A 14,221-nucleotide genomic window follows, 5' to 3' on the forward strand; every position below is an offset into this window, starting at 1 on the left:
GCCGGGTGTGGCCTGCCTCAGGCGGGCACGGTCGTGCCTTCCTTCATCCTGTCGACGTCGTCGTCGGTGTTCACGGTGTCGACGATCTCATCGGCGGCCGCGCTGCGCTCGGGCGCGATCAGCCCGAGGCCGACGTAAAGGGCGAGCGAAACCAGGATCGGCGTCGCGATGAGCACCGTTTGGTTCGCGTTGAAGACGTAGTAGCAGAGCGCGTAGGCGATCAGGCCGCCTGCCCAGGACACGAGCGCCGCGCGCGGGCCGCACTTGCGGAACCACGGCAGCATGCCGAGCAGCAGCGGGATGGAGATCGGGCCCATCAGCGCGGCGACCCAGTTGACGACGATCTGCAGCACACCGCCGAGGTTCTGCGCCTGCGTGGCCACGAGCATGGTCAGCGCGACGAACACGACGGTGGTGATCCGCGCGGCCTTCAGGCCCTGGACGTCGGTCCACTGCCGGGTGCGGCGGACCATCGCCGGGATCATGTCGCGGGTGATGACCGCGGAGATCGCGTTGGCGTCGGAGGACACCATCGCCATGGTGTGCGAGAAGATCCCGGCCAGCACCAGGCCGACCAGGCCCGGCGGCAGGAACGTCGTCGTCATGATCGCGTAGGACTGCGTCGGGTCCTTGATGCCGGGGATGAGCAACGGCGCGGCGAACATCGGGAACATCAGCACCAGCGGCCACAAAAGGTACAGCGCCGACGAAAGCCGCGCGCCGCGCCGGGCCTCGCTCGTGCTCGGCGCGGCCATGTAGCGCTGCGCCAGGTTCCACATGCCTCCGTTGTACTCCAGCGTCTTCACCAGCACGTAGACCAGCAAGAAAATGGTGGTGTACTTGGACGTCACGGGGTCGACGTGGTTCTCGGGGAGCTTGTCCCACATCGTCCAGAGCGCGGAGATCCCGCCGAGCTTGCCGAGGACGACGACGATCATCACGATCGCGGCGATGGCCTGGATGACGAACTGGCCGAAGTCGGTGAGCGCGTCGGCCCACAGGCCGCCGATGGTGCAGTAGACGAGGGTGACCGCGCCGGTGATCAGGATGCCGAGGTTGTAGTCGAGCCCGGCGAAGACGTGCAGCAGCGTCGCGACGGCGAACCACTTGGCCGCGATGTCGAAGATCTTCAGCAGGCTGCCGCTCCAGGCGAGCGCCTGCTGCGTCGGCACGTTGTACCGCTTGGCGAGGTATTCGAGCGGCGAGGCGACGCCGAGCTTCGAGCGCAGCCGGTTCCAGCGCGCGGCGAACAGCCAGCTGCCGATGCCCACGCCGATGCCGATGCTGGCGAAGCCCCAGAAGTACACGGTGATGCCCGAGGTGTACGCGACGCCCGCGTACGCGACGAAGAGCACGGCGCTGTAACCGGACATGTGGTGCGAGATGCCGGCCAGCCACCACGGCATCTTTCCGCCGGCCGTGAAGAAGTCCTTCACGTCGCTGACCCGTTTGTGCGACCACCAGCCGATCACGATCATCAGCGCGAAGTACGCGCAGACCATCGTCCAGTCGAGTGCGTGCACCGCAGGCTCCTTTCCGCGTCCACGTCGATGTGGGTCACTGTTCACATCTATGAACGGAGTCTGTTATAGTGATTATGTTCATCCATAAGAACGTTGTTCGGGACGCTAATATGGCCGGAGTCACAAGTCAACGGCCGGACGGAGGAGCACAAATGCCGCAGAAGGTGGACACGGCCGAGGGTGCTCCCGCCGAATCGTCGGGGGTGAAGTCCGCGCGCCGGGCCGTCGACCTCATCGAGACCTTCGCGGCGAACGACGTCTGGCTGTCCCTCTCGGACCTGCACGCGCGCACGGGCTTCCCGCGCTCCTCGCTGCACGGCCTGCTGCGGACGCTCCTGGAGGCCGGCTGGCTGGAGGCGGACGCCAACACCGCCCGCTACCGCCTCGGCGTCCGCGCCCTGATCTGCGGCACGGCGTACCTGGACCGCGACGCCGTCGTCCCGTTCGCCACCGAGGCGCTGGAGCGCATCCGGGAGAAGACCGGCTTCACCGCGCACTTCGCGCGCCGCAACGGCACCGAGGTCGTCTACCTGGAGACGCGCGAGTCGCAGCGCTCCACGCACCTCGTCTCCCGCGTCGGGCGCACGCTGCCCACGCACGCGACGGCGCTGGGCAAGGCGCTGCTGGCCGAGCTGACGCACGACGAGATCGAGACGCTGATGCCGGCGACGCTGACCGCACTGACCCCGAACACCATCACCACGCTCGAAGCCCTGCACGCCGAGTGCGCCGCGACCCGCGAGCGCGGGTACGCCGCCGAGGTCGAGGAGGGCACGCTGGGCGTCCGGTGCGTGGCCGCGGTGATCCCCTACCGGATCCCGGGCACCGACGCGATCAGCTGCTCGATGCCGATTTCCCAGGTGACCGACGCCGACGCCCAGCGCGTCGGCGAGCTGCTCGCCGAAACCACCGCCGAGCTCGGGCAGCAGCTGCGCCGGGCCGGCATTCGCTGACCGCCGCCCTTACCGAGAGGAAATCCATGACGGACCAGCGCGTGCTCATCACCGGGTCGGCGGGCGTCGTCGGCACCCTGATGCGGCCCCGCTTGAAGCGCGACGGCCGTGTGCTGCGCCTGCTCGACCTGGCCCCCCAGACGGCGTCGGACGCCTCCGAAGAGATCGTGACGGCTTCGGTCACCGACGCCGCGGCGATGGCCGCGGCCTGTGAAGGTGTCGACGCGCTGATCCACCTGGGCGGGCACAGCCGCGAAAACTCGTGGGAAGCGACCTTGGACGTCAACATCAACGGGACGCACACGGTCCTGGAGGCGGCCCGCGCGGCGGGGGTGTCCCGGGTCGTCCTGGCTTCCAGCAACCACGCGGTCGGGTTCCGGCGGAACGACGAGGATCTGCCGGCCGACTCCTCGCCGCGGCCGGACACGTACTACGGCGTCTCCAAGGCGGCCATCGAGGCGCTGGGAAGCCTGTACCACTCGCGGTTCGGCATGGACGTGATCGTCATCCGGATCGGCTCGTGCTTCGAGACGCCGTTGCCGCTGGGTCCGCGCGGCCTGACGACGTGGCTTTCGCCGGACGACGGCGCGCGGCTGTTCGAGGCCTGTCTCTCGGCGCCTTCGCCGGGGTACCGGCTGATCTGGGGCGTCTCGGACAACACGCGCCGCATCTACTCGCTGGCCGAGGCCGAGGCGCTGGGCTACAAGTCCCACGACAACGCCGAGGTGTACGCGGAGCAGCTGGCTTCTCGCCCCGCTCCGACGGGGATCGCGGCGGAGTACGTGGGCGGCCCGTTCTGCACCGCCCCGCTCGGCGAGTTCAACCCCCTCTGACGGGCGAGCGGCTTCGGGGACCGGTAGTTTCGGCGTGGTGCGCCGAGCACCTGGGCAGCGCTCCCGTCGGGGTGCTGTTCGAGCGCCGGTCGTCGTCCGAGGTGGCCGGGCTGCGGCTGGCCGACGGCCGGGAGGTCGTGGTCAAGGCCCGGGAGGACGACGGCCGGGCCGTGTCCTGCGTCGCCGCGCAGGCCGAGCTGGCCGCGCGCGGGTTCCCGTGTCCCCGGCCGCTCACCGCGGTCACCGTCGTCGACGGGCTCGCCGTGCACGCCGAGGAGTTCCGGCCGGGCGGGGACGTCCTGCGCGGCGACACCCCGGACGTCGCCGCGCGGTACGCGGCGGTGTTCGCCCGCCTGATGACCGAACTGGCCACCGTGGACGTCGCGCCGCCGCTGCCGAACCCGCCCTGGGCGCGGTGGGACCACCGGGATCCCGGGCCGTGGCCGTCGATCGGCTTCCTCGACGAACGGGACCAGAGCGTCGTGCCCGCGGACATCGTCGAGACGGCAACCCGGGCCCGGAAGCGGCTGCTGGCCGCGGACCTGCCGTGCGTCCTGGGCCACGCCGACTTCGAAGCCCAGAACCTCCGCTGGCACGACGACGTCCGGGCGGTGCACGACTGGGACAGCCTGGCGTGGCACCCGGAAGCGGCCCTCGCCGGCGCGGCCTCCGGGGCGTTCGCCGGCGCGTCACCCCCGACACTGGCCCCGGTCGACAGCTCCGCCGCGTTCCTCGCCCGTTACCAGGACCTGCGGGGCCGCCGGTTCACCGCGGAGGAGCAGGAGGTCGCCTGGGCGGCGAGCCTGTGGGCGGCGGCGCACAACGCGCGCTGGGAAGCCCTGCACGGCGATCCCCCGGTGTCCGGCGAGGCCGTCCGCGAGCAGGCGGCCGAACGCCTCCGCCGGGCGAACGCCTGAGCCCGGTTCACGCCTTGACGTACCGCGTCACCATCGCGACCAGCTCGTTCTCCAGCTTCCCGAAGTCCACCGGCTCGTGGTCGGCCACGAGCTGGTGGACGACCAGCTCGACCGTCGTGACGATCAGCCGGGCCGCCGTCTCCGTGTCGGCGACCCGGACCTCGGGGTGGTCGTCCAGCAGGTCCCGAAGGTAGGCGACCAGGCGCTTCTTGAGCAGCTCGACCTTCTCGAGGACGTCGGTCGACTTCGGCGCCTGCTCCAGCAGCACCCGCAGCAGCCGGGGCTCGTCGAGGTGGCTTTCGATCGCGCCGCGGACGAAGCGGCGGAAGATCTCCTCGATCGGGCCGGGCAGCTCTTCGCGCTGGACCCGTTCGGCGATCGCCGCGCCGTTGTCGAGGTGGCGGACGAGCAGCTCGGCGAGGATCGCGTCCTTGTTCGGGAAGTACTGGTACAGCGAGCCGATCGAGATCCCGGCCCGCTCGGCGATGCGGTTCGTGGTGCCCGCGGCGTACCCGTGCTCGCCGAAAACGTGAGCAGCCGCCGTCAGGATCCGCTGCCGGGTCAGCTCGGCGCGGACCTGACGCGGCTGTTTACGTGGCTGGATGCGGCGCTGGTCCGGTGTCACGTCGCCCCCCTCCTGACGCCTGAAAAGCGAGTAGCGCAAGATCTGAGTATTTGCTCATAATTGTGCCATGACCAGCACAAACACGCTGAACACCCGGTACCGCCGGGTGTCCATGGCCGAGGTCAGGAGCCGGCTGGGCGCCCCCGAGGAGATGATCGAGGGCAAGAAGCTCGACCACGTCGACAAGCACGCCCGGAGGTTCATCGCGCACTCGCCGTTCCTCGCGCTGGCGACGTCCGACGCTTCGGGCCGCGGCGACTGCTCGCCCCGCGGCGACTACCCCGGCTTCGTCAAGGTGCTCGACGAGCACACCCTCGCCATGCCCGACCGGCCCGGCAACAAGATCGCCGACTCCTTCCGCAACATCGCCGAAAACGGCGGCGTCGGCCTGCTGTTCCTCGTCCCCGGCGTGCGGGAAGTGCTGCGCGTCAACGGACGCGCGTACGTCACCGACGACGCGGACGTGCTCGCCCGGATGCGCACCGAAGCCAAGGCGCCGATCCTGGCGATCATCGTCGAGGTCGCCGAGGCGTACTTCCACTGCGGCCGGGCGCTGCTGCGGTCACGGCTGTGGGACCCGGCCAGCCAGGCGCTGGCCGAGGAGCTGCCGTCGGCCGGGGAGATCGTCACCGACCAGCTGGGCGTGGCCGTCGACCCGGCGGTGTTCGAGCAGCTCCTCGAAGAGAGCTACCGGAAGCTGTACTGACATGCAGAAGACGATCCTGGACCGCGTCGAGCGCGTCGCCGACGACGTCGTCTCCCTCGTGCTGCGCGGCGACGAAGGCGACCTGGCACCGTGGGAGCCGGGCGCGCACATCGACCTCGCGCTGCCGAACTGGCTGACCCGGCAGTACTCCCTTTGCGGCGATCCGTCGGACCGTTCCGCGTACCGGATCGCGGTCCGGCACGAACCGCTCAGCCGGGGTGGCTCGGAGTACGTCCACCTCTATCTGCGCCCTGGCCGCACGCTCGAAGTTTCGGTGCCGCGCAACCACTTCCCGCTCGTGGAAGCGTCGGAGTACCTGTTCGTGGCGGGCGGCATCGGGATCACGCCGATCATGCCGATGCTGCGGGCCGCCGGTACCGAGGCGACCCTGGTGTACGCGGGCCGGTCGGCCTCGACGATGCCGTTCGCGGCGGAACTCGCGGCCACGTACGGCGAACGCGTGCGGCTGCTGGACCACCGGCCGGACCTCGCGGCCCTGGCGGCGGAGTTCCCGGCGGCGGAGGTCTACTGCTGCGGCCCGGCGTCCATGGTGGACGCGGCCGAGGCACTGTTCCCCCGCGTGCACACCGAACGCTTCCAGCCGGCCCGGCGCGTCTTCGGGCCGGACACCCCGTTCGAGGTGGTGTGCGCCCGCTCCGGGCAGACCCTCCGGGTCCCGGCCGGCGAATCCCTGCTCGACGTGCTGAACCACGCCGGCAAGCCGGTGCCTCCGGGCTGCCGCGAGGGCGTCTGCGGGAGCTGCGAACTGCGGGTGCTGGACGGCGACCCCGAGCACCGCGACGACATCGGCGCGCCGGACGGGCGGATGTACCCGTGCGTGTCGCGCGCACTGTCGCCCCGGCTCGTGCTGGACGTCTGAGGATCCACCGGGTTCGCGTACCATCGCGGACAGCCTCGACGTCGAGGAGGCAGGCGTGGGCGAACTCGGGCTGGCCGACACCAACGGCATCCTCGCGCTGCCCTGGGTCCGGCCCGAACGCACCAGCGCCGGGCTCGGCTGGGACCGGGTCTACGTCTCCAAGCAGCGGGAACGCCCCTATCGCGCGCAGTTCGGCGCCGCCCGCAGCCACCAGCTGATCCTGCACCTCGACGGGCCCGTGACGGTCCGGCGCGGCGTCGGGACGCCCCGGGAACAGAGCCGCCGGATGCCCGTCGGCGGGTTGTTCCTGCAGCCGTCGCACGCCGAGCTGTCCGTCGAGCTCGGCGGCGAACTCGACACCGTGCACGTCTACGTCGACGACGACGCCGTCCAGGAGGCCGCCGGGGAGACCGTGCGGCTCGCCGAGGAGCTGGGCAGCTCGGATCCCCTGCTCGAACAGCTGGTGCTCAGCCTCGACGGCGTCGTCCGCGACTGGGAGCCCAGCGCCCGCACCTACGCCGACCAGCTCGGCGCACTCGTCGCCGCGCAGCTCGTCCGGCGGCACCGCGCCGGGCCGGTCTCCCCGCCCGTCACCCGGGGTCTTACGGACCGCCAGTTCGCGCGCGTCCGCGACCTGATGACCGAACGGCTGGCCGAGGCGGTGCCGCTCGCCGACCTGGCGGCGCTCGCCGGGCTGAGCGTCAGCCAGTTCTCGCGGCAGTTCAAGGCGCGCACCGGCCTCCCGCCGCACCGGTTCCTGCTGCGGCTGCGCGTCGAGCAGGCCGGGCTGTTGCTGCGCACCGGCGACGACCCGATCGCCGACATCGCCGCCCGCTGCGGCTTCTCCCACCAGGAGCACCTGACGCGCGTCCTGCGCGCGCAGCTCGGCACGACTCCCGCGGCGCTGCGCCGGGCAGGCTGAAGCACGCGCGTTTCGTGCCGCCCGGCAGCACGAACGTGCAGGACCGGCGCTCGTCGCCGCCGGATACTGCGTCGCATGACCTCGTTCAGCTACGCCGCGAACCCCGTCCGGGTGGTCTTCGGCTCGCTCGGCACCCTCGGCGACGAAGCCGACCACCTCGGGCTGAGCCGGGTGCTGCTGGTCGGCGGGCCGCGCTTCGGTGACCGGGCCGCGGCGGCCCTCGGCTCTCGGCTGGCCGCGCGGTTCGAGGAGCCCGCCATGCACACCCCGGTCGACGTCACCGAGCGCGCGCTCAAGGTCGTCGCGGAGCACGACGCCGACGGCGTCGTCGCGATCGGCGGCGGCTCGGCCACCGGACTGGCCAAGGCGATCGCGCTGCACACCGACCTGCCGCAGCTGATCGTCCCGACGACGTACGCGGGCTCGGAGCTGACGTCGGTCCTCGGCCAGACCGCAGACGGCCGCAAGACCACCCGGAAGACCCCGAAGGTCCGGCCCGAAGCCGTCCTCTACGACGTCGACCTGACGCTGTCCCTGCCGGTGCCCCTCTCGGCGGCCAGCGGGCTCAACGCCCTGGCCCACGCGGTCGAAGCGACCTACGCGCCGGACGCCAACCCGATGACCGACCTGTTCGCCGCGGAGGCCAAGCGGCTGCTCGTGAACGCCCTTCCGCGCATCGCCGCCGATCCGTCCGATGTGGACGCTCGCACCGACCTGCTGCGCGGTGCCTGGCTGGCGGGGTCGTGCCTCGACGCCGTCACGATGGGCCTGCACCACAAGCTGTGCCACCACCTGGGCGGGAAGTTCGGCCTGCCGCACGCCGAAACCCACGCCGTGCTGCTGCCGTACGTCATGGCGCACCTGGGGGTCGAGGACGCCGGTGAGGTGTTCGAGCTGGCCGCGTCGCTCCCGATCCCGCACTCGCTGGCCGAGCTGGGTCTCACCGAAGCCGACATCGAGGGCGAACCGGACCTGCTTCGCCAGGCCTTGCACGGCACCCGGCCCGCCACGCCGCCGAGCCTCAAGGCGCTGACGAAACAGGTCGCCGACAGCTTCGCGGGCGCGCCGGACCGTGTCCGCGAGCTGCTCACGGACCTCGTCGAGACCCTGCACGGCTACGCGATCCGCACCGACCTCACCCAGGACGAGTGGGAGTACGCGATCGGCTTCCTGACCCGCGCCGGGCACATCACGACCGACACGCGGCAGGAGTTCATCCTGCTGTCGGACACCCTGGGCGTGTCGAGCGTCGTCGACGTCCTGACGAACTCGCGGACGCCGGACACGACGCCCTCGGCCGTGCTCGGCCCGTTCTACGTCGAGGGACCGCCGGAAACCCCCCAGGGCGCCGACATCGCGGAAGGCCTGCCGGGCACGCCCTTGTCGGCCGACATCCTGATCACCGACACGGCGGACGTGCCGGTCGCCGACGCGATCGTCGACGTCTGGCAGTCCGATGAGGACGGTTTCTACGACGTCCAGCTGCCCGATCTCGACGGCCCGGTGCTGCGCGCGAGGTTCCGCACCGACGCCGACGGGCGGCTGCGCTTCCGGACCATCGTGCCCAGCGCGTACCCGATCCCCGCCGACGGGCCGGTCGGCGAGATGCTGAACGCCGTCGGCCGGCACCCGTACCGCGCGCCGCACGTGCACTTCATGATCGCCAAGCCCGGCTACCGCACGCTGATCACGCAGCTGTTCGTGGCCGGCGGCGACTACCTCGACTCCGACACCGTGTTCGGCGTCAAGGACGGCCTGATCGTCGACTTCGCCGACCAGCGGCTCGAGTTCACCTTCCGGATCTCAGGGAGCAGCGAATGAGCTACGACACCGATGTCCTCGTCGTCGGCAGCGGCCCGGCGGGCGGCTCCGCGGCGCTGCTGCTCGCCACCTACGGCGTGCCGACCGTCCTGGCCACGAAGTACGGCTGGATGGCCAACACGCCGCGGGCGCACATCACCAACCAGCGCACCATGGAGGTGCTGCGCGACCTCGGTGTCGAAGACCAGGCCCTCGCCGTCGGGACACCGCCGGACCTGATGGGCGACACCGTGCTCTGCACGTCGCTGACCGGGCCGGAGATCAGCCGGATCGCCAGCTGGGGCACCGGCGACCGGTCGGCGTCGGAGTACACCGCGGCGAGCCCGTGCCACATGATCGACCTGCCGCAGACCTACCTCGAGCCGATCCTCGCAAGCGAAGCCGCCGCGCGCGGCGCGAAACTGCGGCTGGACACGGAGTTCCTGGACTTCACGCAGGACTCCGACGGGGTCACCGCGCGGTTCCTCGACCGGGTGCGCGGCGACGAGTTCACGTTGCGCGCCAAGTACCTCATCGGCGCGGACGGCGCCCGCAGCCGCGTCGCCGAGCAGGCCGGGCTGCCGATCGCCGGGCAGACCGGCAAGGCCGGCAGCATGAACATCACGTTCACCGCCGACCTCGCGCCGTACGTGGCGCACCGGCCGAGCGTCCTCTACTGGGTGATGCGGCCGGGCGCGCACCTCGGCGGGATCGGGATGGGCCTGGTCCGGATGGTGCGCCCGTGGAACGAATGGCTGCTGACCTGGGGTTACGACATCTCCCAGGACCCGCCCGAGGTGGATTCCGAGGAGGCGACGCGGCTCGTGCGCGACCTCGTCGGCGATGCCTCGCTGGACGTCGAGATCACGTCGACGTCGTTGTGGACGGTCAACCACAACTACGCGACGGAGTACCGCAGCGGCCGGGTGTTCTGCGCCGGGGACGCCGTGCACCGGCACCCGCCGTCCAACGGGCTCGGCTCGAACACCTCGATCCAGGACTCGTACAACCTCGCGTGGAAGCTCGCGATGGTGCTTCGCGGCGAAGCGGGCGAAGGGCTGCTGGACAGCTACACGGCCGAGCGTGCGCCGGTGGGCAAGCAGATCGTCGACCGGGCGAACCTCAGCCGTGACCAGTTCGGGCCGATCTTCGCCGCGCTGGGCATCACGGGCGACACCGACGCCGACGGCATCACGGCCGGCCTCGAGACGTGCCTCGCGCCGACGGCCGAGGGCGCGCTGAAGCGGCGTGAGCTGGAGAAGGCGATCGAGCTGAAGCACTACGAGTTCAACGCGCACGGCGTCGAGATGGACCAGCGCTACACCTCGGCCGCCGTGCTGCCCGACGGCGCTCCGCCCCGCCCGGACCGCGACCCGGAGCTGTTCCACCGCCCGAGCACCGAGCCGGGCGCGAAGCTCCCGCACGCGTGGCTGGTCGGCCCGCACGGCCGTCGAGTGTCCACTTTGGACCTGGTGGGCGGCGGCCGCTGGACGGTCCTGACCGGCCTCACGGGCACGCCCTGGCGCGACGCGGCGGCGAAGGTGGGCGCGGACCTGGGCCTGGACCTGCGCACGGTCCGCATCGGCGACGACGGCGCCCGCGACGCCTACGGCGACTGGTCCCGCCTGAGCGCCACAGCGGAAGACGGCTGCCTCCTGATCCGCCCCGACGGCTACGTCGCCTGGCGCCACCCCACCGCAACCCCCGACGCCGCAACCACCCTCCTAAGGGCCCTGAAGTCCCTCCTGTCCCGTGCTTGAAGGGCCGGTCACGGGGTTGAGGCGGCTGTGATGGTCACTGGGGTCTTCGGGGGGCCGCTGCCGTCGCCGATCGTGGACTTCGATGTGTCGACGCCGCCCGAGGCGACCTTGTCCAGCACCGCCAGGCCCGGGTCGTCGATGCTGCCGAAGACCGTGTACTCCGGTGGGATCTCCGTCGGGCCGAAGACCAGGAAGAACTGGGAGCCGCCCGAGTCGGGCTGGGACGTCTTCGCCATCGCCAGGACGCCGCGGCCGTACGTCAGCTCGGGGAACACCTCGTCTCGGATCGTGTAGCCGGGGCCGCCGGTGCCGTCGCCGACCGGGTCGCCGCACTGGAGCATCTGCAGCCCGGACGCCACGGACAGCCGGTGGCACGCCGTGCCGTCGTAGAAGCCCTGCTTGACCAGGCTCAGGAAGTTGACCACCGTGCACGGCGCCAGGGCGCGGTCGAGCGTCAGGCCGATGGGGCCCGCGCTCGTCGCGAGCCGCGCCGGGACCGTGCCGGACGACGGCGCCGGGCCGTCGGGCGGCAGCGCGACCTTCTTCGGCGCCGGCGACGTCGGGTCCGGGGTGAACGCGCAGGTCACCGGGTCGGCCAGTGGCCTGGACCGCTTCGGCATCCCGGCCCGCTCCCCACCCGGCAGCGCGACCGGCGCACTCGGAGCCGTGGTCGTGGGCGGCGGTGACACGAGCGTCGCCGACCTGCCTCCGGGCGGCCAGGTCCCGACGGCGCTCCGGCCGGCCGGCTCGCGCAGGAACCCGGGATAGCCCCAGGCCAGGAAGGCGAGCGCCATCAGGACCACGACCACGACCGACCCGACGATCAGCACGACGGCGGCGGGCGACGTCTTCTTCGGCGGCACGGGCGGCACGGGCGGCTGCCACTGCGGGTACGGTCGGTCCCCCGGCTCGCTCATTCCCGCTCCCCTCGTCAATCGCCCATTGTGCCGCGAAGGTCTCCTCCCCGGGCGGGAATCCGGAAAGGAGACACGGCGGCTCAGCGTGTCACGGCAACCCCCACGGCGCGCTCGCCCCGCCCGGCTCGACCGGCCGCACCGCGAAGTCCGGCCGATCGCCCTTCCGGTACACGAACGCGTCCTCACCGCGCCCGAGTTCGACTTGGACGTCGCCGTTCGCGAGCCGACGCCACTGGCGGGCGCGGCCCCGCGCGTCCGTCACCGCGAGGTCGCCGTCGATGCCCGGCCGCAGCACGCACGGCGCGCCGGCCTCGCTGTGCACCTTCAGCCAGCGCGTCTTCCCGCCCGCCCGCGACGCGCTGAGCAGGAACGCGCCTTCGGTGCGGAAGTCCCGCAGCGCGATGTCGCCCCACGCGGCGGGCACCGCCGGGAACAGCCGGACCACCCCGCCCCAGCTCTGGACCAGCATGTCCTGCAGGGACTTCGCCGCCGACAGCGGTGTCTCGATGACCGGCCCGGACTCCTTGTACATCGTGTTCGGCTGGATGTAGCGCCGCTGCAGCTCGCCCAGATAGAACGCGGCCTGGTCGCCGCGCAGCATCTGCGCCGAGATCGACGCCGCCCCGGTGAACGTGTAGCCCTGCAGCGCGCCCTCGAAGCCGACCCAGTGGTTCAGCGACGTCTCGATGATCTGCCGGTGCTCCGGCTGCTCCCAGGTGACGTCATAGAGCGGGTAGATCTGCAGCAGGTGCGAGTAGTGCCGGTGCGACTTCGCGAACGGCACGCCGGCGCCGATCATGTAGCCGTTGACGTCGGCCGGGTAGTCGACGAGCGTCGCGAGGACGTTGCGCCACTTCGGCGCCAGCGGGTCGCCGGGTGCGGTCTGCAGGAGCGTCTTACAACCCCAGCGGATGAGCGACAGGTCGTAGTTGCAGTCGGGCGCGTCGACGCCGTATTCGGGTGAGAACGTCGGCGGCAGGTGCAGCTTCCCGTCCGGGCCCGGGGCGAGGAAGTGCAGGTAGTAGTTGATCGCCTTGCGCAGCAAGGGGAACAGGGTGCCGTCCAGCAGCCGCCGGTCCAGCGTGTGCCGGTAGGACAGCCAGACGTTGTGCAGTGCCCACGTGAGGTTGCCGACCTCCGGCGTGGGTGGGTCCTGCCCGGGGACGCCGACCGGAAACCCGCTGGTGGCGTTCGAGACGCCGTTGAGCAGCGTCATGTCCGTCGTGCGCGGGATGCCCGCGGAGTCGGCCTGGTACGGCGACGCCACCTGGCTGCTCAGCCGATCGCGGTACTTGTCCAGCGCGTAGCTGACGGCGTCGAGTTCCAGGTGGTTCGAGCCGTGGATCAGCCAGTACTCGAGCTGGACGTTGAGGTTCCACCACGTCGCCGGCCACGGGGTGTTCTCCAGCCACGGCCCGGACGTCGCCATCACCGGCGCTTCCCGCCGCGCGGCCGACGCGACCTTGTACAGCTGGATCCAGTAGAAGCTCTGCAGGCGGGTGTCCGGAATGGACAGGAAGCTCGCCCGGTAGTAGTCGTGCCACCAGCGCCGGTGGTCCTGCGTCAGGGCAGCGAACGGCACCGCGGCACGCACGGTCGAGAGGGCCCGCGCCACCGACGTCTTCGCCGGGTGCGACCACGCCACCGAGGTGTACAGCGTCCGCGCGCCGCCACGGGTGACTTCCCGCCAGGCCGTCACGTGCTCGCCGCCGGCCAGCAGCGGCTGCACGGCCAGCCGGGCGTCCCCGCTGCCGGACAGCTGGACCGGCGGGTTGGCCGTGTAGCCGGCGGGCGGCGGCTTGCCCCACACCGGGTCGGCCCGCGGGCTGACCGCGACGGCCGGGTGGAACACCCATTTGAACCCGCGTTCACCTTCGCTCGGCCGGATTTCGACGGCGAGCAGCGACTGTCCGGTGTGGACAATGGCACGCAGGCTCAGACTGCCCACCGCCGTCGTGATCGTGCCGGTCAGCTCGGCGTTCCACAGGTCCATCCGCCAGTCGATCGCGGTGATGGCGCCGACGGGCTCGAGCGTGAAGTACCCGATCGGCAGCCGGGCCAGCCCGAACAGCGACCCGAACTCCGGGCGGTGGTCCTGGACCTGGCTGTGCTGGACGTTGAAGCGGATCGCGTTCTGCCCCGGTTCGGCGTAGATGCCGGAGCCGAGGAACCCGTTGCCCAGGAACGGGCCCTCGTACCACGTCTTCGGCAGCCGCCGCCAGTACAGGTCGGCGGTGCCGAGGAAGCCGGCCCAGCCGAAGTCGTCGCTGCCGGGCACGTCGGCGAACGCCGGGGTGAGCCCGGCCGCGCCGGCGGCGATCCCGGCGACCGCGCCGCCGAGCACGGTCCTGCGAGAGATGTCCATTCCGACCTCCTTGTCGAAAG

12 protein-coding genes are annotated in these 14,221 nt (G+C 71.5%); 8 read left to right on the forward strand and 4 right to left on the reverse strand.

Annotation, left to right across the window (positions count from 1 at the left end; translation table 11 throughout):
• Window positions 1-17: 17 nt before the first annotated feature.
• Window positions 18-1,523 (reverse strand): sodium:solute symporter family protein, encoded by a 1,506-nt coding sequence (locus ACWEN0_RS43760; protein WP_451986944.1) that lies wholly within the window; start codon window positions 1,521-1,523, stop codon window positions 18-20.
• A gap of 152 nt (window positions 1,524-1,675) precedes the next feature.
• Here ACWEN0_RS43760 and ACWEN0_RS43765 point away from each other — a divergent pair, with 152 nt between their 5' ends.
• From ACWEN0_RS43765 to ACWEN0_RS43775, 3 genes are all read left to right on the forward strand, one after another.
• Window positions 1,676-2,476, forward strand: a complete 801-nt coding sequence (locus ACWEN0_RS43765) for an IclR family transcriptional regulator (RefSeq protein WP_451986946.1) — start codon at window positions 1,676-1,678, stop codon at window positions 2,474-2,476.
• 26 nt (window positions 2,477-2,502) lie between these two features.
• Window positions 2,503-3,309 (forward strand): NAD-dependent epimerase/dehydratase family protein, encoded by an 807-nt coding sequence (locus tag ACWEN0_RS43770; protein WP_451986948.1) that lies wholly within the window; start codon window positions 2,503-2,505, stop codon window positions 3,307-3,309.
• A gap of 71 nt (window positions 3,310-3,380) precedes the next feature.
• Window positions 3,381-4,226 carry a phosphotransferase gene (locus ACWEN0_RS43775; RefSeq protein WP_451986950.1) on the forward strand — a complete coding sequence of 282 codons (846 nt, stop codon included), beginning with the start codon at window positions 3,381-3,383 and terminating at the stop codon, window positions 4,224-4,226.
• A gap of 7 nt (window positions 4,227-4,233) precedes the next feature.
• On the opposite strand, the gene ACWEN0_RS43780 is transcribed toward ACWEN0_RS43775, so the two are convergent.
• The gene (locus ACWEN0_RS43780; protein ID WP_451986952.1) at window positions 4,234-4,851 is read right to left on the reverse strand and encodes a TetR/AcrR family transcriptional regulator; all 618 of its coding nucleotides are present in this window, start codon (window positions 4,849-4,851) and stop codon (window positions 4,234-4,236) included.
• Between the two features lie 67 nt (window positions 4,852-4,918).
• Here ACWEN0_RS43780 and ACWEN0_RS43785 point away from each other — a divergent pair, with 67 nt between their 5' ends.
• From ACWEN0_RS43785 to ACWEN0_RS43805, 5 genes are all read left to right on the forward strand, one after another.
• The gene (locus ACWEN0_RS43785; protein ID WP_451986954.1) at window positions 4,919-5,557 is read left to right on the forward strand and encodes a pyridoxamine 5'-phosphate oxidase family protein; all 639 of its coding nucleotides are present in this window, start codon (window positions 4,919-4,921) and stop codon (window positions 5,555-5,557) included.
• A gap of 1 nt (window position 5,558) precedes the next feature.
• Complete coding sequence (locus ACWEN0_RS43790) at window positions 5,559-6,437, forward strand: PDR/VanB family oxidoreductase (protein WP_451986956.1); 879 nt, start codon at window positions 5,559-5,561, stop codon at window positions 6,435-6,437.
• 55 nt (window positions 6,438-6,492) lie between these two features.
• Window positions 6,493-7,359, forward strand: coding sequence for a helix-turn-helix domain-containing protein (locus ACWEN0_RS43795; protein WP_451986958.1), 867 nt, complete (start codon window positions 6,493-6,495; stop codon window positions 7,357-7,359).
• Window positions 7,360-7,434: 75 nt separating this feature from the next.
• Window positions 7,435-9,180 carry a maleylacetate reductase and hydroxyquinol 1,2-dioxygenase domain-containing protein gene (locus ACWEN0_RS43800; RefSeq protein ID WP_451986960.1) on the forward strand — a complete coding sequence of 582 codons (1,746 nt, stop codon included), beginning with the start codon at window positions 7,435-7,437 and terminating at the stop codon, window positions 9,178-9,180.
• Window positions 9,177-10,919, forward strand: a complete 1,743-nt coding sequence (locus tag ACWEN0_RS43805; RefSeq protein ID WP_451986962.1) for an FAD-dependent oxidoreductase — start codon at window positions 9,177-9,179, stop codon at window positions 10,917-10,919. The genes ACWEN0_RS43800 and ACWEN0_RS43805 overlap by 4 nt, the downstream gene beginning before the upstream one ends.
• An 8-nt stretch (window positions 10,920-10,927) precedes the next feature.
• On the opposite strand, the gene ACWEN0_RS43810 is transcribed toward ACWEN0_RS43805, so the two are convergent.
• Window positions 10,928-11,836, reverse strand: coding sequence for a peptidylprolyl isomerase (locus ACWEN0_RS43810; protein WP_451986964.1), 909 nt, complete (start codon window positions 11,834-11,836; stop codon window positions 10,928-10,930).
• An 88-nt stretch (window positions 11,837-11,924) separates the two neighbouring features.
• Complete coding sequence (locus tag ACWEN0_RS43815) at window positions 11,925-14,201, reverse strand: glycosyl hydrolase family 95 catalytic domain-containing protein (RefSeq protein ID WP_451986966.1); 2,277 nt, start codon at window positions 14,199-14,201, stop codon at window positions 11,925-11,927.
• Window positions 14,202-14,221: the final 20 nt, after the last annotated feature.

It is taken from the genome of Amycolatopsis sp. NPDC004378 (assembly GCF_053602455.1).